Genomic DNA, 19,453 nt, shown 5'->3' with positions numbered 1-19,453 from the left:
ACATCGTCACCAGGAACGATCGCCCGAAAAGCACACCCAGAAAGAAGCCCTCAACCACTCCACGGCCACGCCGAACAGGTTAAAACTCAAGCTAGGCCGTGTTTCGTAGTGCGCGGAGCCATTGGTTGATGGCGGCGATGGTGAGGGTGGCTTCGTAGCGTACGGCGAGTTTGTCGTACCTGGTGGCCATGGCGCGGTGTTGTTTGAGCTGGTTGATGCCGCACTCGACAGCGTGGCGCAGGCGGTAGACCTCGGGGTCGAAGGCGGGCGGGCGCCCGCCTTTCGACCCTTTGGCTTTGCGGTGCGCGTCCTGGTCGGTCTTGCTGGGGATGCATGCTCGGATGCCACGCGAGCGCAGGTGAGCCCGGTTGGCCTTGGACGTGTATGCCTTGTCGGCGAGGACGGTGTCCGGCCGCGTGCGTGGCCTGCCGCCACTGATCCGAGCGACGCGGAGTCTGGCCAGCACCGTGATGAACTGCGGGCTGTCGCCGCGTTGTCCGGCAGTCACGATCACTGCCATCAGCTTGCGGCCTTGTTCGCAGGCCAGGTGCGTCTTGGTGGTCCAGCCGCCCCGAGATCGGCCGAGTCCGTGATCTGCCGGCTCGGCCCGCACGCCACCGGGCGGCTCCTTCTGAGCGTGGCCATCACGGCGAGCTCCAGCCGCGTGCTGATGGGCGCGGCTGATGGTCGAGTCCACGCTGACGGTCCAGCCGATCAACCCGGCCGCGTCCGCCCGAGCCTGCAATAGAGCCAAGATCTGTTCCCAGACGCCGTCACGCTGCCAACGGCGGAACCATCGATAGAGGGTCTGCCAGGGCGGGTACACCTCGGGCACGTCCCGCCAGGGCGAGCCGGTCCGCACCCGCCACCGAATCCCGTCAATGATCACTCTGATGGTCCATCTGCGCGGCCGATCACGACCCGTTCCCGCAGGCAGCAACGGCTCGAGAACCGCCCACTGCATGTCGGTCAGGTCGTGTCGCCTCGCTGCCGCTACGCTCGGCACGAGGTCTCCGGTGTGAAGTTCTAGCTTGGTCGCTGAACCAACTACCGGAGACCTCTTCTGTTATCGATCACCAACACGCCTCAACATCGACGCCGCTACGAAACACGGCCTAGTCGGCGGGTTCGGTTAACCGAACCCGCCGAGGGAGCGGCGCGAGGGCGCGGATCGCGGCCACGGCGAACGGGACGAGCGTGAGGTGGCAGAGGGCGAGCGTCACGGTGCTGACCGTGTCGAAGTCGGCGGGCAGGGTCAGCAGCGGGATGGTGGCCAGGGCCAGCAGCGGGGCCAGAACCAGCGCGGTGCGGGCGGCCCACGGGCCGAGCAGGGCCACCGCAGTCAAGCCGATCAGCAACGGAACGGCGCTGAACCCGGCGACGGTGAGGGCGTCCACCTCGGCCGGCTCCCCCGACGTGGTGAAGCGGAAGGTTCCCCCGGCGGCGCGCCCCACGGCGTACACCAGGAGGTTGACGGCGACCGCGACGGCGACGGCGAGAATGAGAAGGACGGTCTTAGGCATCGCTCTTCGCCGTCAGGAAGGCCTCGATGCGATCGAGCGCGCCGGTCCAGACCTCGCCGGTGAAGAAGTCGCGGATCTCGGGGGCGGGGAAGCCGCTCTGGACGACGGTCATCAGGGTGCCGCCGTCGTGGGGTTCGAAGGTGATCTCGATGCGGGTGGTCATGGTGGTGCCGTCCGGGCCGGAGCCGGTCGAGTCGGTGACCAGCCGGTGCGGCCGGTCGATCTCGACGAAGGTCTGGGTCTCGCGGAACAGCGCGTCCGGGCTGGGGCCCCACACCGCGGTCTGCCGGCCGCCGACCCGCAGGTCCACCTCGATCTCGACGATGCCGGGCTCCTCATCGAGAATGCTGAACCAGATCTTCTGTTTCTCGGCGTCGGTGTACGCGTCGAAGACCTCCTCGGGCGTCGCCGGCAGCTGCCGCGTCACTCGCATGTCAAGCGTCATGGTCGCCGTTCCCTTTCCGGAGCGTGAAGTAGACGTCCAGCCCGTCCAGGCGGCGAGCCCAGAGACGCTGGTAGAAGCTGATCCAGTTCATGGCGTCGTCCAGCGGCGCCGGCGCGAGCCGGCACTCCCGCGCCCGCCCGACCTTCTCGGTGACGATGAGCCCGGCTTCCTCGAGCACCCGCAGGTGCTTCTTCATCCCGGTCAGGCTCATCCCGGCCGGCTCGGCCAGCTGCCCCACGGTCGCCGGCCCTTCACCGAGCCGGATCAGAACTTCACGCCGTACCGGGTCGGCCAGGCTTGAGAAGACGCGATCGAGGGCCGCTTGCTGAACCATGTGGTTCACCATAGAACACTGAACCGCCGGGTTCAATGTCGAAATCCATCCCGGTTTTCCCGCCGGTCGAGGGCCACCGCCGCCTCCTGTCGCAAGGCGGCTTCCGAGCACTGCCCGGGCCATCGGGGCCCCGGTACGGTCGTGGCCGTGACGGACGGGGGACTGGCCGTCGAGAGTGGCGCCAAGGCGCGCTGGGCTCCGGCACCAACGGCAAGGGCGGCACCACCCGGCTCGCCGCGAGCTCTGGCAAAATCGCGGCCATGGAGCCGGAGCTGGTGTTGGTGCTGCGTTACCGCAAGGCGGTGACGTATGGCTTCCATGTGCTGCTGGGCGCGCTGGGTGAGCACGAGACCGCCACCCGGTACGAGGTGCGGTTCGGGGCTGACGTGGAGGAGACCGCGCGGCACATCCGGGAGGCGGGCGACGTCCGTACCCTCGTGCTCTGGTCCTTCTACTCGCCCGATGCGGCGGCGCTGGCCGAGGAGCTGAAGCAGATCCGCGGGCTCGCCGACGGGCCGAACGTCACGCATCTGGCCGGGGGAGTGCACGCCACCGCCGAGCCGGTGCAGACGCTGGACGCCGGGTGGGACATGGCGGCCGTGGGCGAGGGGGAGTCCACCCTGCTGAGCCTGGTCGACGCCAAAGGGGATCCGGCCGGGATCACCGGGCTGGCCTACCGGGACGCGGCCGGCGAGGTGAAGCGGAGCGGCAAGGCCAGGCAGCGGGATCTCAACGACTTTCCGGGGTTCGCGCTCAAATGGGGGCGGTTCAACGCGCTCGAGATCACCCGGGGTTGTGTCTACGCGTGCCGGTTCTGCCAGACGCCGTTCATGTTCTCGGCGCGGTTTCGGCATCGCAGCGTGGAGAACGTGCGGTGGCATGTGGATCGGATGCGGGAGCGTGGGCTTCGCGACGTTCGGTTCATCACGCCCACGGCGATGAGTTACGGCAGTCGGAGTGACGAGCCGAACCTGGCCGCCGTCGAGGAGCTGCTGGCCACCTGCCGGGAGGGGATCGGGCCGAACGGACGGGTTTTCTTCGGCTCGTTTCCGAGTGAGATCCGGCCCGAGCATGTCAGCCGGGAGGCGTTGCGGCTGGTCAAGAAGTACTGCGACAACAAGAACATCATCGTGGGTGCGCAGTCCGGGTCGGACCGGGTGCTGGGTGCGGCCAAGCGGGGGCACGGCGTCGAGGAGGTACGGCGGGCCGCGCGCCTCGGCATCGAGGAGGGGTTCCAGATCAACGTGGACATGATCTTCGGGATGCCGGGGGAGGATCAGGGTGACGTGGACGCGTCGCTGGGTCTAGCCCGGGAGCTCGCGGATCTGGGAGCCCGGATCCACGCCCACACCTTCATGCCGCTGCCGGGTACGCCGTGGCGGGACGCCCCGCCGGGTGACGTCGCCCCCGAGACGATCAGCGAGGTCGACCGGTTGTCGCAGCGGGGGCGCTCTACGGGCACTGGCAGCGGCAGCGCGACCACGCGCAGCGCCTGGCCGCGGCGGCCGAGGCGTACCCCCGGCCCGGTCGTAGCCGTACCCTGCTCCCGACGCTGCCCACCGACGGATAGGCCACCATGGAGCGCATCCTCTACGGGCTGATGGCGGTCGCCGGCGTCGCCGTGATCGTCGGTCGCCTGCGGTTCGTGAGATCCGGCTCGCGCGCGAGCCGGGAGGTCTTCGGGCGTGCGACCGGCCCGCGGGAGGCGGCCTTCCAGTCCGTCTTCACCCAGGTGCTGGCGTTCGTGGTCGGCGGGGCGTTCATCGCGATGGGGGTGCTCGCGGCGTTCGGCGTCATCTGGAACGACTAGGGGCGGTCGGCCGGGCGGTCCCAGCCGTCGCAGGCGTCTTCCTCGTCCAGTTGCTCGCGGAGGACGTCGAGCAGGTCGGGGCCCTCGTGGCCGGTGTCGATGGAGCGGCCGGTCAGGCCCAGCTGGGTGGCGCAGTCGCGGCCGAAGCCCTTGACCATGCGGTCGGCGCGCGTGAGGTGGCCGCAGCGGGGGCAGCGGCGCATCACTGGTGCTTCGGGTGGGACCATCGCCCTTCAGTATCACGTGCGGATCTTCGGTGTGGGGGTTAAGGTCTGAGTCGTGGGCGTGCGGACCTGGATCGAGGGCTGGCCGGTCTACCGGCAGTTGACCGGGACCGACCCGCTCGGGCGTGGTGCCGCGGCCCAGTCCGACCGGTCCAAGGAGCTCACGGCGCGTACCGAGACCGCCGATCGGGTGGCCAAGTCGGTGTGCCCCTACTGCGCGGTCGGCTGCGGGCAGCGGGTCTTCGTGAAGGACGAGAAGGTCGTCCAGATCGAGGGCGACCCGGACAGCCCCATCTCGCGGGGGCGGCTCTGCCCCAAGGGCTCGGCCAGCAAGAGCCTGGTCACCACGGACCGCCGGCAGCAGAAAGTGCTCTACCGGCGGCCGTACGGGACCGAGTGGGAGTCCCTGGACCTCGACACGGCCATGGACATGATCGCCGACCGGGTGCTCGCCGCGCGCGAGCAGACCTGGGAGGACAACGACGCCGAGGGGCGTCCCCTGAACCGTACGCTGGGCATCTCGAGCCTGGGCGGCGCGACGCTGGACAACGAAGAGAACTATCTGATCAAAAAGCTCTTCACGGCGATCGGGGCCATTCAGATCGAGAACCAGGCCCGTATTTGACACTCCGCCACCGTTCCCGGTCTGGGAACCTCTTTCGGCCGTGGCGGGGCCACCGGATTCCTCCAGGATCTGGCGAACGCCGACTGCATCATCATCCAGGGTTCGAACATGGCGGAAGCGCACCCGGTGGGCTTCCAGTGGGTGATCGAGGCCAAGAAGCGCGGCGCGAAGATCATTCACGTCGATCCGCGGTTCACCCGGACCAGCGCGCTGGCGCACAGCTTCGTGCCGGTGCGGGCCGGGGCCGACATCGCGTTCCTGGGTGGAGTGATCAACTACATCCTCGAGAACGAGAAGGACTTCCGGGAGTACGTGCTGGCGTACACCAACGCGTCCATGATCGTCAGCGAGGAGTTCCAGGACACCGAGGAGCTGGACGGGCTGTTCTCCGGCTTCGACCCCGAGACCCGGGCGTACGACCAGTCGAGCTGGCAGTACGCGGGTCAGCAGGATGAGGGCCAGGAGGAGGGCGAGTCGCACGTCGACCGGGAGACCGCCTCCGGCCTCGAGCAGGAGTCGCACGGCCCGCCCATCCCGGCCGACGTTCCCCGCGATCCGACGCTGCGGGATCCGCGCTGCGTCTACCAGATCCTCAAGCGGCACTACGCGCGCTACACGCCCGAGGTCGTGGAGCGCCTGTGCGGCGTACCCCAAGACAAGTTCCTGGAGGTCTGTGAGGCCTGGACGGCTAATTCGGGGCGGGAGCGCACGACGGCGCTCGTCTACTCGGTGGGCTGGACGCAGCACAGCGTGGGCGTGCAGTACATCCGGACCGGCGCCATCATCCAGCTGCTGCTGGGCAACATGGGCCGGCCCGGCGGTGGCGTCATGGCGCTGCGCGGACACGCCAGCATCCAGGGCTCGACCGACATCCCGACGCTGTTCAACCTGCTGCCCGGCTACCTGCCGATGCCGCATGTCACCCAGCACGAGACGTTCGACCAGTGGATCGACGCGATCCGGCATCCGGAGCAGAAGGGCTTCTGGGCCAACGCGAAGTCGTACGCGGTGAGCCTGCTCAAGTCGTACTGGGGTGACGCGGCGACCGAGGAGAACGACTACGGGTACGACTGGCTGCCGCGCCTGACCGGCGACCACGGCACGTACCAGCAGGTCCTCGACATGATCGACGGCAAGATCAAGGGGTACTTCCTGCTCGGGCAGAACCCCGCGGTCGGGTCGGCCCACGGTCGCGCGCAACGGCTCGGCATGGCCAACCTCGACTGGCTGGTGGTGCGCGACCTGTTCATGATCGAGAGCGCCACGTTCTGGAAGAACGGTCCCGAGGTGGAGACCGGCGAGATCGTGCCGGAGCAGTGCAAGACCGAGGTCTTCTTCATGCCGGCTGCCTCCCACGTGGAGAAGGAGGGCACGTTCACCCAGACCCAGCGGCTGCTGCAGTGGCGTGAGAAAGCGGTGAACCCGCCGGGCGACGCGCGCAGTGAGCTGTGGTTCTTCTACCACCTCGGCCGCCGTTTGCGGGCCCGCCTGCACGATTCCGGCAAGTCACGAGACGAGGGCATCAAAAACCTGACTTGGGAGTACGGCGACGACGAGCCGGACGCCTCTCTCGTGCTCAAAGAGATCAACGGGTACGACCTGACGAGCGGCAAGCTGCTCAGCTCGTTCACGGAGATGAAGCCGGACGGCTCCACCTCCGGCGGCTGCTGGATCTACACCGGCGTCTACAAGGACGACGTCAACCAGGCCGCTCGGCGTAAACCGGGCGGCGAGCAGAACTACGTCGCCCCCGAGTGGGGCTGGGCCTGGCCGGCCAACCGGCGCACGCTGTACAACCGGGCCTCGGCCGACCCGGACGGCAAGCCGTGGTCGGAGCGGAAGAAGTACGTCTGGTGGGACGAGGCCGCCGGGGAGTGGACCGGCGAGGACGTCCCCGACTTCGAGAAGACCAAACCGCCGTCGTACCGGCCGCCCGAGGGCGCCTCCGGCGTCGAGGCGATCTCCGGCGACGACGCCTTCATCATGCAGGGCGACGGCAAAGGCTGGCTGTACGCGCCGAGCGGGCTCATCGACGGCCCGATGCCCACGCACTACGAGCCGGCCGAGTCCGGGGTGGCCAATCCGCTCTACGGCCAGCAGGCCAACCCGACCCGCAAGGTGTACGACCGGACCGACAACCTGACGAACCCCAGCGCGCCCGATCGGCACGCCGAGGTGTTCCCGTACGTCTTCAGCACGAGCCGCCTCACCGAGCACCACACCGCCGGCGGGATGAGCCGCCAACTGCCGTACCTCTCCGAATTGCAGCCGGAGATGTTCGTCGAGGTCTCGCCGGCCCTGGCCGAGGAACGCGGCCTGACCCACATGGGATGGGCGCACATCGTGACGGCGCGGGCGGCCATCGAGGCCCGGGTCATGGTCACCGATAGGCTGAGGCCGTTGCGGATCGAGGGCCGTACCGTCCATCAGCTCTGGATGCCCTATCACTGGGGCAGCGAGGGCGTGGTCACCGGCGACTCGGCGAACGACCTGATCGGCATCACCCTCGACCCGAACGTGCTGATCCAGGAGAGCAAGGTCGGCACGTGTGACATCCGGGCCGGGCGACGGCCCGCCGGTCCGGGCCTGCTCGCGTACGTGCAGGACTATCGCCGCCGTGCCGGGCTGGAGGACGACAGTGGGAAGTAACAGCCTGTACGGGCCGATCGACCCGGCGACCGACGCCGGTTACGTCGACGCGCCCCCGCGCATGGGTTTCTTCACCGACACCTCCGTCTGCATCGGATGCAAGGCGTGCGAGGTCGCGTGCAAGGAGTGGAACGCGGTCCCGGACGACGGTTTCAATCTCCTGGGTCATTCGTACGACAACACGGGCGGCCTGTCGGCGAATTCGTGGCGCCACGTCGCGTTCATCGAGCAGCCGGTCACCGGTGACGTTCTCGGCGACACGGCCGGACCTCAGTTCCTGGGAATGCCGACGACGGAGCTGCCGGGCAAGGCGTCGCCGGGGCCGACGTCGGATTTCCGCTGGCTGATGATGTCGAACGTGTGCAAGCACTGCACGCACGCGGGATGCCTGGATGTCTGTCCGACCGGCGCTCTGTTCCGTACGGAGTTCGGCACCGTCGTGGTGCAACAGGACATCTGCAACGGTTGCGGTTACTGCGTTTCCGGTTGTCCGTACGGCGTGATCGATCGTCGTGAGGACGACGGGCGGGCCTGGAAATGCACGCTGTGCTACGACCGTATCGGCGACGGTCTGACGCCGGCCTGTGCGAAGGCGTGCCCGACCGAATCCATCCAGTATGGCGAATTGTCGGAGTTGCGCACCCGGGCCGAGCAGCGGGTCGCCGACCTCCATTCTCAGGGTGTTCCGGCGGCGCGGCTTTACGGACACGACGAGAACAACGGCGTCGGCGGGGACGGGGCGTTCTTCCTGCTGCTCGACGAGCCCGAGGTGTACGGGCTGCCGCCCGACCCGATCGTGGCCACCCGTGACCTGCCGAAGATGTGGAAGCGGGCCGGGCTGGCCGCGCTGGCCATGGCCGCCTCGGCCGTCGTGGCCTTCGCCGGGAGGCGCTGATGAAAGACCGTTCCATGGTGCCCGAGGCGGAGTTCGAGTCGTACTACGGGCGCCCGATCGTCCGGCCGCCGGTGTGGACCCACGACATCGCCTCGTACCTGTTCACCGGCGGCCTGGCCGCCGGGTCGGCGCTGCTGGCGGCGGGCGGGCAGGCCACCGGGAACACGAACCTGCGCCGCGCGGGGCGCCTCACGACGCTCGGCGCGCTCGGCGCCAGCACGTACTTCCTGATCATCGACCTGGGCCGGCCGGAACGCTTCCACCACATGCTGCGGGTGGCCAAGCCGACCTCGCCGATGTCGGTCGGCACGTGGTTGCTGGCCACGTTCGGCGGGGTGGCGGCGGTCGCCGGGGCGGCCGAGTTCGCGCCGCTGCTCCCGTCCCGCCTGCTTCGCCGGCTGCTGCCGCCCGTGGGCGACCTCGCCGGGTACGGGGCCGCGGCGCTCGCTCCGGCGCTGGCCACCTACACCGCGGTGCTCTTCGCGGACACGGCCGTGCCGAGCTGGAACGCGGTCCACCCGGAACTGCCGTTCATGTTCGCCGGCAGCGCGCTGGCCAGCGGGGCCGGCGTGGGCCTGATCGCGGCGCCCGGCACGCCGGCCCGGCGGATGGCGGTGCTGGGCGCGGGCATCGAACTGGTCGCCGGCCACCAGGTCGAACACGGCCACGGGCTGCTCAGCGAGCCCTACCAGCGGGGCCGCCCCGGCAAGCTGCTCAAGGCGGCCCGCCTGCTCACGGCGGCCGGAGCGGTCGGTGCGGTGCTCGGCCGCCGCTCACGTGCCGTGTCGGCCCTCTCGGGCCTGTCCCTATTGGCCGGCTCGGCCCTGACCCGCTTCGGCGTGTTCGAGGCCGGCGTGGCGTCGGCCAAGGACCCGAAGTACACGGTGGTGCCGCAGCGGGAGCGCCTCGCCCAGCGTGATCAGCTTAACGAACGGCGGACGTGACCTCACGCTGCTGCCGATCGAGCTCCCCGTAGATCTCGATCTTGGCGTCGAGGACGGCCAGGTCGGCCTGGAGCTCGGCGATGCGGGCCAGCACCCGCTCCTTGTGCTCCACGAACAGCCGCAGCCGGTCGCCGACCGTGTCGTCGCCGGCCCGGACCATGTCGGCGTAGCGCCGCATGTCGCGCACCGGCATGCCGGTCGTCCGCAGCCGGATCAGCAGCTCGAGCCACCCCAGGTCGGCGTCGCTGTAGCGGCGGCGCCCGGCGGTGTCCCGCTCGACCGGGTCGACCAGGCCCTCCTGCTCGTACCACCGCAGCGTGTGCACGGTGAGCCCGACCCGCTCCGCGACCTCGCCGACGGTCAGCCCGCTCGCCATGGTTCCTCCCTCAGGCATCGATGACCAGGGTCTTGCCATCCCGGGCCGGGATGAGCTCGCCGATGACCGGGTAGCCCGGCACCTCACCGGCGACGAGCAGCCCGCCCGAGGTCTGCGCGTCCGCGAGCAGCAGAAGCTCGTCCTCGTTGACATCACTGTCCAGGTGCGGCCGCACCCAGTCGAGGTTGCGGCGCGTGCCCCCACTGACGTAGCCGTCCTTGAGGGCCCGCCGGGCCCCGTCCAGATAGGGCACGGCGGCGGCGTCGACCCGGGCGGTGACCCCGCTGGCCCGGGCGAGCTTGTGCAGGTGCCCGAGCAGCCCGAACCCGGTCACGTCGGTGGCGCACACGACGCCGTTCTCGAGCGCCTTCCGCGAGGCGTCGGCGTTGAGCGTGGTCATCGCGGCCACGGCCTCGGCCGAGACGTCACCGGTCGCCTTGTGCCGGCTGTTGAGCACGCCGATCCCGAGCGGCTTGGTCAGCGTGAGCGGCACCCCCGGCTTCCCGGCGTCGTTGCGCATGAGCCGAGCCGGATCGGCCACCCCGGTGACCGCCATGCCGTACTTGGGCTCGGGATCGTCCACGCTGTGCCCACCGGCCACGTGACAGGAGGCCTCGGCCGCGACGTCGAGCCCACCGCGCAGAACCTCGGCGGCCAGTTCCATCGGAAGCACCTCCCGCGGCCAGGCGAGCAGGTTGACGCCGACGACGGGCGTACCGCCCATGGCATAGACGTCGGAGAGCGCGTTGGCCACAGCGATACGACCCCAGTCGTACGCGTCGTCCACCACCGGCGTGAAGAAATCGGCCGTGGCCACGATCGCCGTCCCGTTGGCAATCTTCACCACCGCCGCGTCATCCCCGTCGTCAAGCCCGACGAGCAGCTCCCCGGGTCCTTCCGGCGTCGTCACCCCGACCAGCCCGGCCACGACCGCCTCGAGTTCCCCCGGCGGAATCTTGCAGGCACATCCACCACCATGGGCGTACTGCGTAAGACGAGTCACCCGCCCACTCTGGCACGTCGCGACCCGCTAGGCTCGCGCGCGGAGGCGTTCAGGTGGCTGGTGCCCCTCCCAGTCTTCAAAACTGGTGTGACCCGGCATCCGGGTCAGGCGGGTTCGATTCCCGTCCGCCTCCGCTGACGTCACGCACCGAGATCTCACTCGAAAGAGTGACGGATCTCTCATATTTACCCGCGTACTGTGTGTATGACATGACGAGTAGTGTGTATGACACGCGCGGAGGCGGCTGTGCCTGAGATATGGCCAGAGCACATCGAGTGGGACGACCACAATCTCGAGCACGCCACGAGGCACGGCGTGTCGGCCGCCGAAGTAGATCAGGTACTCAACAGTGGGCCGAAATATTATCGGAACAGGAAAGGGCGCAGCGGCGATCTGGTGGCAATTGGTCTCACCCGCGGCGGCAGGACCGTGGTGGTAGTCGTCGAATGGCGTCCCGCCACTGCTGTGATGCGACCGATTACCGCGTGGGAGGAGGGCGCGTGAGCAAGCAGCCAGAGGAGATGAGCCAGGCAGAGCTGGCTGACTTCTACTACTCCGAGCGGCACGATCTCGTTGGCGAGCCTGTGCCGACCCTAAGTCCGGCGAAGCTTGATGTCATGTTTTCGGTTCGAGTGTCCACCGAGGAAGCCGCGGCGATTCGGGCCGGCGCCGGAAAGGCCGGACTTTCGGTTTCTGCCTTCATGCGCCAGGTTGCGCTGTCGGCCGCGTCGAGCGAGGAAGCAGTGGACCTCGAACGGCTGCGACGAGATGCCGGTCAGCTTCAAAAGCTTCTTACGGCCATGGTGACAGTGGCCGCCGAGGTCGTCAGTCTCGCGAGTGCCGGCGGCATCAAGAAGCCCCCGGCCTAGCACCTGTTTCGTCCCTGAGGCGGTGCTGCGGCTTGGCCAGCTTCCGCCTGGGCCCCTACCGGACGAAACCTGGACCCACCCCAGGTACGAAACAGGCGCTGGCGGTGTATGACGTCGAACGAGGCGGGAGCCGTCAGCGGTCCAGGGCTCGCAGCACCGCGTCGGTGACGGCGCCGTAGGCCAGGTGGGGGAGGGCGTCGCTCAGCCAGTCGGTGACCGACCAGTGGCGAGGGTCGGTGACGCCGAGGGCGATCATCGACGCGTTCGTCGAGGCCATGGTGGTGGCGCCGATCAGGGCGGTGCCGGCCAGCGGGCCGGGGCGCAGGCCGGCCCGGCGGAGCAGGCCGAAGGCCGCGCCGATGGCGACGCCGGTGGCTATGCCGGTGAGGCTGGCCAGGCCCGAGACGCGGTGGTCGCGGGTTTCCGGGTCGCCGGGGATCGAGACCGGCAGGGCCTCGATCGAGTCCTCCGGGGCCGGGCTGGCGGGGCGGCCCCGCAGGGCCATGTCGAGGTAGGTGGCGGCGTTCAGGGCCGCGGTGCCGGCGGCCCCGGCTGCGGCTCCGGCGAGCAGGCCCGTACGCATGAACAAGCTCCTGCCCGGTCAGGTGGCGGCGAAACCTCGCAGGGCGCGGGCGACGTCGAAGTCGGTCAGCTGGGTGAAGTCGTGGTACCACTGGCCGACCGCGCGGAACTCCGCCGGGGCGCTCAGGCAGATCACCGCGTCGGCGTCGCCGGTCAGCGCGTCCCGGGCCGGTGGGGCGCAGACCGGGACGGCCAGGATCAGGCGGGCGGGGTGGCGGCCCCGGAGCCAGCGCAGGGCGGCCCGGGCGGTGACGCCGGTGGCCAGGCCGTCGTCGACGACCACGACCTCGCGGGCCGTGGGGTCCGGGGTGGGCCGGTCGGCCCGGTATTCGCGGGTACGGCGGGCCAGCTCCGCGCGTTCCTCCACCACCGCCGGGGTCAGATCGGACGGGGTCAGGCCCAGGGCGGCCAGGGCCGGCTCGTCGAAGACGGGCGGGCCGTCCTCGGCGATCGCGCCGAGGCCGTACTCGGGACGGCCGGGTGCGGCGATCTTGCGGGCGATGACCACGTCCAGTTCGCCGCCGACGCGGGCGGCCACGTGGACGGCGACCGGCACGCCGCCGCGCGGGAGGGCCAGCACGAGCGGGGCCGGGCCGGGGTGGCGGGGCAGCTGGGCGGCGACCGCGTCGGCCAGCTGGCGGCCGGCGTCGTCGCGGTTCTCGAAGATCAGCGCAGGTGCGTCGCGAACCATGCGGCGGCCTCCTCGGCGACGGTGTCGAGGGCGCCGGGCTCCTCGAACAGGTGGGTGGCGCCGGCCACGACGCGCAGTTCGGCGGTGACCGTCATGGCGTTGCGGGCCTCCTCGTTGATCTCGATCACGGTCTGGTCGTTCCCGCCGGCCAGCAGGAGCGTCGGCGCGCTCACCTGGACGAGCGCGGGCCCGGCCAGGTCGGGGCGGCCACCCCGGGAGACCACCGCCCGTACGGGCCGGGGACGCGCCGCGGCGGCGACGAGCGCGGCGGCGGCGCCCGTGCTGGCCCCGAACAGGCCGATCCGGGCGGTGGGGTAGGCCCCGACCAGCCAGTCGACGAGACCGATCAGGCGGTCGGCGAGCAGGCCGATGTCGAAGCGCCGATCCTCCTCGTCGTGGGTGAGCAGGTCGGTCAGCAACGTGCCCAGGCCGCGCCGGTTCAGCTCGGCGGCGACGGCCCGGTTGCGCGGGCTGTGCCGGGAGCTGCCGCTGCCGTGGGCGAAGAGCACGATCCCGTACGCGTCGTCGGGCAGGGTGAGATCCCCGGCCAGTTCGGTGCCGGCCGCGTTGAACGTGCGTTCGTGCGTCACGGTGGCCATGCCCCCGGGATACCCCGGAGGCATGCGTCCTATACGTCCGACTTGTCAGCTCTTGAAGCCGGCCAGTACCAGGTTGAGGCCCGTGTCGGCGGCGACCACCGCCCCCTTGAAGCCGGCGGCGGTCAGCAGTTCCAGCCGCGCCGTGGGCCCGCCCTGGGTGCCCAGGCCGTACGCGCCGGGCTGGCTCAACGACCCCGGCGTGCACAGCGCCGTCGACGCCGCGTAGTTGGCCCGGGCCACCGGGTTGCCGACGACGGTGGTGAAGTCGTCGGCCGACCACGGCTCGACCGCGACCACGATGCCGCCCGGCTCCAGCACCTCGTAAGCCGCCTTCAGGGCGGCCGGCGGGTCGCCGAGGTCGTGCAGCGAGTCGAAGAACGCCACCACGTCGAACCGGCCGTACCGGTCGATCTCCGTCGCCGAGGCGACGTGGAAGTCGACCCCCGGCGCCAGGGCGGCGCGGGCGTTCACGATCGACGCCTCGTGGTTGTCGAAACCGGTCACCGTGGACGCCGGCCAGGTCGAGGCGATCAGCCGGGTCGCGACGCCGTGCCCGCATCCGATGTCGGCCACGCGGGCGCCTTTCTCGAGCTTTTCGAGCAGACCGGGCACGGCCGGGAACCATTGTCGCGCCAGATGATTGACATAGGCCGTACGGAAGAAACGCTCGATGCCGTGGTGCAGACATCCCGGCATGTCGCCGTAGGGGAGGCCGCCGTCGCCGCGGAAAGCGGCCTCGAGCCGGGGCAGGGCCAGGAAATAGCCGGCGATGATCTCACCGCCACCCACCATGTAGGCGGGTGAGTCGACGACCGAGAGCGCCAGCGCGTGCTCGATCGGCAGTTCGAAGGTCTCGCCGTCGCTGGTCACGTATCCGGAAACGGTCTGTGCGCGCAGCCATTCGGTGACCAGCCTCGGATGCAGCCCGGTGGCCGCCGCCAGTTCGGCCGGGGTCATCGGGCCGGCGCCGGTCATCGCCCGATAGAGCCCGAGCCGGTCGCCGGCAACCGTGAGCGCGGTGCTGCCGGCCCCGGCGAAATCGGTCAGGAGTTGTCCCGCGAACGCTTCGGCGCGGGCTTCGTCAATGCGTGTGTCGGTCATGCCGCCTACGGTGCGGCCGCGTCCTTGCCGGCTCCTTGCTGAAGCCTTGCCAGGGCGAAATCGGCCGCGTCCGCCGCCGGCAAGGCGCCCGCCGCGCGCAGCCGTTCCAGCCGGTCACGGTCGGGGCCCATGACGGCCGGGGCGTACGGGTCGGCGTCCGCCGCGGCCACTATCGCGGCGGCCGCGGCATGGTCCCCCCGGTCGGCGAGCAATTCCGCGGTGAGCCGCAGAAGCGTCCACAATTGCGCGGTCATTCCCGCGGCGCGAACGGCGGCGATGGCCTCCCGGCAGGCGTCCGCGGCCTCGTCGTGGCGGCCGAGCCGGATGAGGACCGCGGCCCGGCCGGTCCGGGCGATGTTCGCCGTGTAATCCAACCCGGCGCGGGTGGTGCGGCGCAGCGACTCCTCGTAGCACGCGAGCGCCGCCACCGGATCGCTCGCGGCCAGCAACTCACCCCGGGTGAACGGCTCGAAACCGTCGTCAGAGCCGCCCGTCAACTCCTTCTCGTACGTTTTCAGCCAGCGCATTCCGGCCGCCGCGTCCCCGTTGTAGGCGTCCATCAGGGCCGCGCAGCACAGCCCGGTCACCCGCACCCACCCCGACGCGCCCGGCTCGTCGCGCAACCGCAACGCGTCCGCCCGTACGTCCCCCGCCCTTCCCGCGAACATCGAGCTCGAGATGCGGATGAGAATCGCCGGCCCGCGCACCGGATGTCCCGCCGGCAGCACGGCGAGAGCCGCGTGCAGCAGGCGTTCGGCCTCGTCCAGATTGCTGGTGAGCCATTCCCCGGTGCCGGCGGCGACCGCGCGCAGGGCATCACTTTCGGACACGACGGCCGGGGGAGCGCACCGCACCAACTGCGCCGTGAGCCCCGGGTCGGGCGCGTCGGACCCGGCCACCGCCGCCCAGGCCGCCAGCCGGGCCCCCTCGTCGCGGTCGCCCAGCCAGGCCAGCGCCTCCTGAACATTGCCCAGCTCACGCCGCAGAGCCGGCGACGTGTGCGGATTACGGCGCCGCTGCCGCTCGACGAGTTCGGTGACGAAGTCGAGCATCCAGCGCGCGTGGGCGTCTCTCGCCGCAGCAAGATCTTCTCCCAGATGCGCGAGCCCGACATGTCGTACGGTGTCGAGCAACCGGTACCTCGGCGGCCCCGCCGACAGGTCACACACGACCAGCGAGGCGTCCACCAGCTCCGCGAGCAGCGGCTCGGCGCCGTCCGCGAAGTACGGCAAAGCCTCGAGCCCGAACCCGCCCCGGCACACCGCGAGCCGGTCGAGCAGCCGCCGCGCCGCCGGGTCGAGCAGCTGGTACGACCACTCGACGGTGGCCGCGACCGCGGTGGCCCGGTCGCCGCCGCGGGCCGGGTCGAGCACCTGCAACCCGGCGCCGAGCCGATCCCGCAGATGGGCCAGCCCGAACACCGCCTCCCGCCGGGCCGCCAGCTCGACCGCGAGCGGCAGCCCGTCCACCAGCCGGCACACCTCGGCCGCGAGCTCCCGGCTGCGCGCGTCGGGGGAGAACCCGGCCCGCAGCAGGGCCGCCCGATCGCAGAACAGCGCCACCTGGTCCTCCTCGGGCAGCGGCCCCAGCCGCAGCACCCGCTCCCCGGGCACCCCGAGCCGCTGCCGGGAGGTGGCCAGAACCCGCACTCGCGGGCAGCGCGACACGATCTGAGCGACCAGGTCCCGTACCGCCGCAAGCAGATGTTCGCAGTTGTCGAGAACCAGAACCACGGCCGACCCGCCCAGCCGCTCCGCGACCGCCGCCACCGCACCGCGCGGCGCCGCCCGCAGCCCGAGCGCCCCCGCCACGGCCGCGCCGACATCGTCCGGCACGGACCGCTCGGCCAGCTCCACGACGAGCTCGTCCCCGGTCAGCGCCTCGCTCATCAGCCGCGTCTTGCCCACCCCACCGGGCCCGACGATCGTGGTCACCCGGCTGTCGGACAGGGCTTTCCGCAGTACGGCCATCTCGTCCCGCCGCCCGAAGAACCGGTCCGGCCGCGCCGCCCGCGGCGCCCGGACGGCCGGCCGCAGCGTGGGATCCGCACCGAGGATGCGCTGTCGCAACTCGTCCAGGGCCGGCGAGGGATCGACGCCGTGCCCGTCCACTACCCGGTCCCGGAACGCCCGCGCCACGGCCAGCGCCTCGGCCGTACGGCCGGTCTGATGTAAAGCCCGCATCCAGAGCAGATGGGGCCGCTCCCGCATCGGCTCGGCCGTCGCACAGGCCTCGATCTCCGGCAGCGCCTCGGCCCCACGGCCGGCCGCCACCCGCCGATCCAGGAACTCCTCGCGCAGGTGCCGCCGCCACTCGGCGAGCCGGGCCACATCAGGCGCGAAGCTCAGCCGGCCGGCCACACCGGACAGCGGATCACCCCGCCACACCCCGAGCGCCTCGGCGAGCGTGTCCGCGGCCTGCTCGTCCCCCTGCCGGCCGGCGGCGGCGACAAGCCGCTCGACCCGGCCGATGTCGACGGCCCCGTCCGGCAGGACAAGCCGATAGCCACCGGGTTCCCGCCGAATGACGTCCCCACCGGCATGCCGCCGCAGCCGCGACACGTAACTGTGCAGATTGCCCAGGGCGTTCGCGGGCGGCTCACCTTCCCAGAGCGCCTCGATCAGCTCACCGACCGGCACGACCCGCCCACCGGCCAGCGCGAGCCGGGCCAGAAGTACCCGCTGCGGCGCCCCGGTGAGAGCCGCCGTCCGCCCGCCGACGCGCAGCTCGACCGGCCCCAGCAGGCACACCTCGACGCTCACGGCCCCATTCTCGGCCGCTGACCCACCACAGACCAAGACACTTTCCGCCCGTACGCGACCCCACCGCACCCCGCATGGTCAACCACCCCTGGCGGTAGGTTGGTCCCATGCCCCAGGATCCACACCCGACCGGCCCCGCACCGGCCGCACCCGAGGATCCGCGGCCGTCCACTCCACCGTCGCCCACCGCTCCTTCACCGGCCGCCCCGGCTTCCGGTTCGCCCGCCACACCCTCGTCGCCCGCCACACCCTCGTCGGCCGCTAAACCTTCGTCGGCCGCTACACCTTCGTCGGCCGCCCCGGCTTCGGGTTCGGCCGCCGCCTTGCCGGCGACTGCGGGTTCGGGTTCGCCCGCCATACCTTCGTCGGCCGCCCCGGCCTCGGGTTCGGCCGCCACCGCCTTGCCGGCCACTCCGGCTTTGGGTCCGTCCGCTGTCCTCTCGTCGGCTGCTTCTCCCTCGGGCTCGCCGGCTGCTTCTGCCTCGGGCTCGCCGGCTGCTTCTGCCTCGGGCTCGCCGGCTGCTTCTGCCTCGGGCTCGCCGGCCGCTTCGGCTTCAGGCTCTTCGGCGGCTTCAGGCTCTTCGGCGGCTTCGGTGGCTTCGGCGGATCCGCGGCGGCGGGTACCCCGTACCGACGCGGTCCTGGCCGATCCTCAACTTCTGGCCGCCGCCGGGACGCTGGGCCGTGCGGCCGTCAAGGCCGCCGTCGTCGCCACGCTTCAGCGGGTCCGCGACGGTGAGCTGGCGCCGGCTGACGCCGTGGACGCCGCCCTGGCCGCACTGCCCCGGGGTCCCCGCCCGGTCCTCAACGCCACCGGCGTCGTCCTGCACACCAACCTGGGCCGCGCCGCCCTGTCGGCCGCGGCCCGCGAGGCCATTGTCGCCGCCGCCGGGCACACCGACGTCGAACTCGACCTGGAGACCGGCCGCCGCGCCCGCCGGGGCCGCGCCACCATGGCCGCCCTGGCCGCCGCCGTGCCCGCCGCCGGCGACGTCCACGTGGTCAACAACGGTGCCGCCGCCCTGGTCCTGGCGGCCACGGCCCTGGCCGCCGGCCGCGAGATCATCGTCAGCCGAGGCGAGATGGTGGAGATCGGCGACGGCTTCCGCCTGCCCGACCTGCTCGAGTCGACCGGCGCCCGCCTCCGCGAGGTGGGCACCACCAACCGCACCACGCTGCGCGACTACGAACGGGCCATCGGCCCCCACACCGGCTTCATCCTGAAGGTCCACCCCTCCAACTTCGTGATCCGCGGCTTCACCAGCGACACCCCCGTCGCCGCCCTGGCCACCCTGGACCCACCGGTGGTGGCCGACATCGGCTCCGGCCTGCTGCACCCCGACCCCCTGCTCCCCGGCGAGCCCGACGCCACCACGACCCTGACCGCCGGCGCCGCCCTGGTCACGGCCAGCGGCGACAAGCTTCTGGGCGGCCCCCAAGCCGGCCTCCTCCTCGGCGAGCCTGCCTTGATCGAGCGCCTGCGCCGCCACCCCCTGGCCCGCGCGCTGCGCGTCGACAAGCTCACCCTGGCCGCGCTCCAGGCCACCCTGACCGGCCCCCTCACCCCCACATGGCAGGCTTTGCGCGCCGACCCGTCCGCCCTGCGCACCCGAACGGAGGCCGTCCGCGCCCAGCTGGCCGCCCAGGGCATTCCGGTCACCCTCACCGAGTCGTCGGCGGTGGTCGGCGGCGGCGGCGCCCCCGAGGTCACCCTTCCGTCGTGGTCCCTCTCATTGCCCGAGACGTACGCCCACACCCTGCGCACAGGCGCAACACCCGTGGTCGGCCGCGTGGAACGGGGCCACCTCCTCCTGGACCTGCGCTGCGTCCCCGTCGACGCCGACCCCCAGCTGACCGCCGCGATCCTGACCGCCGGCAGGGCCTTGGCGTCCACACCGCGTGCCGCCATCGACCCGACGGCGATCGCCGTTCCGGCCGGACCGGCCGCGACGGCTGAAGCCGCGGCGCCTGTTGCTACGGACGGACCCGCCGTTTCGGCCGGAGCGGCCGCGACGGCTGGA

At 71.2% G+C, this 19,453-nt stretch carries 19 protein-coding genes, 1 tRNA gene and 1 pseudogene; 9 read left to right on the top strand and 12 right to left on the bottom strand.

Annotated elements, in window-relative coordinates:
* Positions 1-91: 91 nt before the first annotated feature.
* From AB0C26_RS29330 to AB0C26_RS29315, 4 genes are all read right to left on the bottom strand, one after another.
* The gene (locus AB0C26_RS29330; RefSeq protein ID WP_360254012.1) at positions 92-1,006 is read right to left on the bottom strand and encodes an IS5 family transposase; all 915 of its coding nucleotides are present in this window, start codon (positions 1,004-1,006) and stop codon (positions 92-94) included.
* A 109-nt stretch (positions 1,007-1,115) separates the two neighbouring features.
* The gene (locus AB0C26_RS29325) at positions 1,116-1,523 is read right to left on the bottom strand and encodes a DUF6069 family protein (RefSeq protein ID WP_360254010.1); all 408 of its coding nucleotides are present in this window, start codon (positions 1,521-1,523) and stop codon (positions 1,116-1,118) included.
* Positions 1,516-1,968 carry an SRPBCC domain-containing protein gene (locus AB0C26_RS29320; protein ID WP_360254008.1) on the bottom strand — a complete coding sequence of 151 codons (453 nt, stop codon included), beginning with the start codon at positions 1,966-1,968 and terminating at the stop codon, positions 1,516-1,518. Before AB0C26_RS29320 ends, AB0C26_RS29325 begins: the two co-directional genes overlap by 8 nt.
* Positions 1,958-2,302, bottom strand: a complete 345-nt coding sequence (locus AB0C26_RS29315; protein ID WP_360254006.1) for a metalloregulator ArsR/SmtB family transcription factor — start codon at positions 2,300-2,302, stop codon at positions 1,958-1,960. The genes AB0C26_RS29320 and AB0C26_RS29315 overlap by 11 nt, the downstream gene beginning before the upstream one ends.
* A gap of 260 nt (positions 2,303-2,562) precedes the next feature.
* Here AB0C26_RS29315 and AB0C26_RS29310 point away from each other — a divergent pair, with 260 nt between their 5' ends.
* Positions 2,563-3,903, top strand: a complete 1,341-nt coding sequence (locus AB0C26_RS29310; RefSeq protein ID WP_360254004.1) for a TIGR04013 family B12-binding domain/radical SAM domain-containing protein — start codon at positions 2,563-2,565, stop codon at positions 3,901-3,903.
* Complete coding sequence (locus tag AB0C26_RS29305; RefSeq protein WP_360254002.1) at positions 3,879-4,112, top strand: hypothetical protein; 234 nt, start codon at positions 3,879-3,881, stop codon at positions 4,110-4,112. Before AB0C26_RS29310 ends, AB0C26_RS29305 begins: the two co-directional genes overlap by 25 nt.
* Here AB0C26_RS29305 and AB0C26_RS29300 read toward each other — a convergent pair.
* The gene (locus AB0C26_RS29300) at positions 4,109-4,315 is read right to left on the bottom strand and encodes a hypothetical protein (RefSeq protein WP_360254000.1); all 207 of its coding nucleotides are present in this window, start codon (positions 4,313-4,315) and stop codon (positions 4,109-4,111) included. The genes AB0C26_RS29305 and AB0C26_RS29300 overlap by 4 nt on opposite strands.
* 76 nt (positions 4,316-4,391) lie before the next feature.
* Here AB0C26_RS29300 and fdh point away from each other — a divergent pair, with 76 nt between their 5' ends.
* The 3 genes from fdh to nrfD are packed head-to-tail and all read left to right on the top strand — an operon-like array spanning position 4,392 to position 9,449.
* The gene (fdh, locus tag AB0C26_RS29295; protein ID WP_360253998.1) at positions 4,392-7,610 is read left to right on the top strand and encodes a formate dehydrogenase; all 3,219 of its coding nucleotides are present in this window, start codon (positions 4,392-4,394) and stop codon (positions 7,608-7,610) included.
* Positions 7,600-8,505, top strand: coding sequence for a 4Fe-4S dicluster domain-containing protein (locus AB0C26_RS29290; RefSeq protein WP_360253996.1), 906 nt, complete (start codon positions 7,600-7,602; stop codon positions 8,503-8,505). The genes fdh and AB0C26_RS29290 overlap by 11 nt, the downstream gene beginning before the upstream one ends.
* The gene (nrfD, locus tag AB0C26_RS29285; RefSeq protein WP_360253994.1) at positions 8,505-9,449 is read left to right on the top strand and encodes an NrfD/PsrC family molybdoenzyme membrane anchor subunit; all 945 of its coding nucleotides are present in this window, start codon (positions 8,505-8,507) and stop codon (positions 9,447-9,449) included. The genes AB0C26_RS29290 and nrfD overlap by 1 nt, the downstream gene beginning before the upstream one ends.
* On the opposite strand, the gene AB0C26_RS29280 is transcribed toward nrfD, so the two are convergent.
* Both AB0C26_RS29280 and selD read right to left on the bottom strand, forming a co-directional pair.
* Entirely contained in the window at positions 9,430-9,825 is a 396-nt protein-coding gene (locus tag AB0C26_RS29280) for a MerR family transcriptional regulator (protein ID WP_360253992.1), read from the bottom strand. The genes nrfD and AB0C26_RS29280 overlap by 20 nt on opposite strands.
* A 10-nt stretch (positions 9,826-9,835) precedes the next feature.
* On the bottom strand, positions 9,836-10,828 hold the full coding sequence (selD, locus tag AB0C26_RS29275; protein WP_360253990.1) for a selenide, water dikinase SelD: 993 nt from the start codon (positions 10,826-10,828) through the stop codon (positions 9,836-9,838).
* Between the two features lie 41 nt (positions 10,829-10,869).
* On the opposite strand from selD, the gene AB0C26_RS29270 reads away from it, so the two are divergent.
* The 3 genes from AB0C26_RS29270 to AB0C26_RS29260 all read left to right on the top strand — a co-directional run bounded on the left by AB0C26_RS29270 (position 10,870) and on the right by AB0C26_RS29260 (position 11,697).
* Positions 10,870-10,963 (top strand) — tRNA-Sec (locus AB0C26_RS29270).
* A 90-nt stretch (positions 10,964-11,053) separates the two neighbouring features.
* Positions 11,054-11,332 (top strand): hypothetical protein, encoded by a 279-nt coding sequence (locus AB0C26_RS29265; protein ID WP_360253988.1) that lies wholly within the window; start codon positions 11,054-11,056, stop codon positions 11,330-11,332.
* Entirely contained in the window at positions 11,329-11,697 is a 369-nt protein-coding gene (locus AB0C26_RS29260; protein ID WP_360253986.1) for a plasmid mobilization protein, read from the top strand. Before AB0C26_RS29265 ends, AB0C26_RS29260 begins: the two co-directional genes overlap by 4 nt.
* A gap of 133 nt (positions 11,698-11,830) precedes the next feature.
* Here AB0C26_RS29260 and AB0C26_RS29255 read toward each other — a convergent pair whose 3' ends face one another.
* Genes AB0C26_RS29255 through AB0C26_RS29235 form a run of 5 tightly spaced genes read right to left on the bottom strand, consistent with a single transcriptional unit; the run spans position 11,831 to position 17,432 of the window.
* A complete protein-coding gene (locus AB0C26_RS29255) occupies positions 11,831-12,280 on the bottom strand; it encodes a hypothetical protein (protein WP_360253984.1) in 450 nt (149 codons plus the stop codon).
* An 18-nt stretch (positions 12,281-12,298) separates the two neighbouring features.
* Entirely contained in the window at positions 12,299-12,970 is a 672-nt protein-coding gene (locus AB0C26_RS29250; protein ID WP_360253982.1) for a phosphoribosyltransferase family protein, read from the bottom strand.
* Positions 12,946-13,569, bottom strand: a complete 624-nt coding sequence (locus AB0C26_RS29245; protein WP_360253980.1) for an alpha/beta fold hydrolase — start codon at positions 13,567-13,569, stop codon at positions 12,946-12,948. The genes AB0C26_RS29250 and AB0C26_RS29245 overlap by 25 nt, the downstream gene beginning before the upstream one ends.
* A 45-nt stretch (positions 13,570-13,614) precedes the next feature.
* Positions 13,615-14,670, bottom strand: coding sequence for a class I SAM-dependent methyltransferase (locus AB0C26_RS29240; protein WP_360253978.1), 1,056 nt, complete (start codon positions 14,668-14,670; stop codon positions 13,615-13,617).
* 5 nt (positions 14,671-14,675) lie between these two features.
* A complete protein-coding gene (locus tag AB0C26_RS29235) occupies positions 14,676-17,432 on the bottom strand; it encodes a BTAD domain-containing putative transcriptional regulator (protein ID WP_360253976.1) in 2,757 nt (918 codons plus the stop codon).
* A 593-nt stretch (positions 17,433-18,025) separates the two neighbouring features.
* On the opposite strand from AB0C26_RS29235, the pseudogene selA reads away from it, so the two are divergent.
* Positions 18,026-19,300, top strand: a pseudogene (gene selA / locus AB0C26_RS29230) (L-seryl-tRNA(Sec) selenium transferase); the annotation flags it as partial.
* Between the last annotated feature and the right edge of the window lie 153 nt (positions 19,301-19,453).

This window comes from Actinoplanes sp. NPDC048796, assembly GCF_040650035.1.
GTDB lineage: Bacteria > Actinomycetota > Actinomycetes > Mycobacteriales > Micromonosporaceae > Actinoplanes.
The sequence above is the reverse complement of the archived record's forward strand: the minus strand, read 5'-3'. Positions and strand labels throughout refer to the sequence as shown.

Bases quoted from the DNA above. Each gene is read 5' to 3' on its own strand.
- AB0C26_RS29315 (WP_360254006.1), bottom strand. From the start codon at position 2,302: ATGGTTCAGCAAGCGGCCCTCGATCGCGTCTTCTCAAGCCTGGCCGAC.
- AB0C26_RS29240 (WP_360253978.1), bottom strand. From the start codon at position 14,670: ATGACCGACACACGCATTGACGAAGCCCGCGCCGAAGCGTTCGCGGGA.
- nrfD (WP_360253994.1), top strand. From the start codon at position 8,505: ATGAAAGACCGTTCCATGGTGCCCGAGGCGGAGTTCGAGTCGTACTAC.
- AB0C26_RS29245 (WP_360253980.1), bottom strand. From the start codon at position 13,569: ATGGCCACCGTGACGCACGAACGCACGTTCAACGCGGCCGGCACCGAA.
- AB0C26_RS29325 (WP_360254010.1), bottom strand. From the start codon at position 1,523: ATGCCTAAGACCGTCCTTCTCATTCTCGCCGTCGCCGTCGCGGTCGCC.
- AB0C26_RS29280 (WP_360253992.1), bottom strand. From the start codon at position 9,825: ATGGCGAGCGGGCTGACCGTCGGCGAGGTCGCGGAGCGGGTCGGGCTC.
- AB0C26_RS29265 (WP_360253988.1), top strand. From the start codon at position 11,054: ATGACACGCGCGGAGGCGGCTGTGCCTGAGATATGGCCAGAGCACATC.
- AB0C26_RS29320 (WP_360254008.1), bottom strand. From the start codon at position 1,968: ATGACGCTTGACATGCGAGTGACGCGGCAGCTGCCGGCGACGCCCGAG.
- AB0C26_RS29250 (WP_360253982.1), bottom strand. From the start codon at position 12,970: ATGGTTCGCGACGCACCTGCGCTGATCTTCGAGAACCGCGACGACGCC.
- AB0C26_RS29300 (WP_360254000.1), bottom strand. From the start codon at position 4,315: ATGCGCCGCTGCCCCCGCTGCGGCCACCTCACGCGCGCCGACCGCATG.
- AB0C26_RS29255 (WP_360253984.1), bottom strand. From the start codon at position 12,280: ATGCGTACGGGCCTGCTCGCCGGAGCCGCAGCCGGGGCCGCCGGCACC.
- AB0C26_RS29310 (WP_360254004.1), top strand. From the start codon at position 2,563: ATGGAGCCGGAGCTGGTGTTGGTGCTGCGTTACCGCAAGGCGGTGACG.
- AB0C26_RS29305 (WP_360254002.1), top strand. From the start codon at position 3,879: ATGGAGCGCATCCTCTACGGGCTGATGGCGGTCGCCGGCGTCGCCGTG.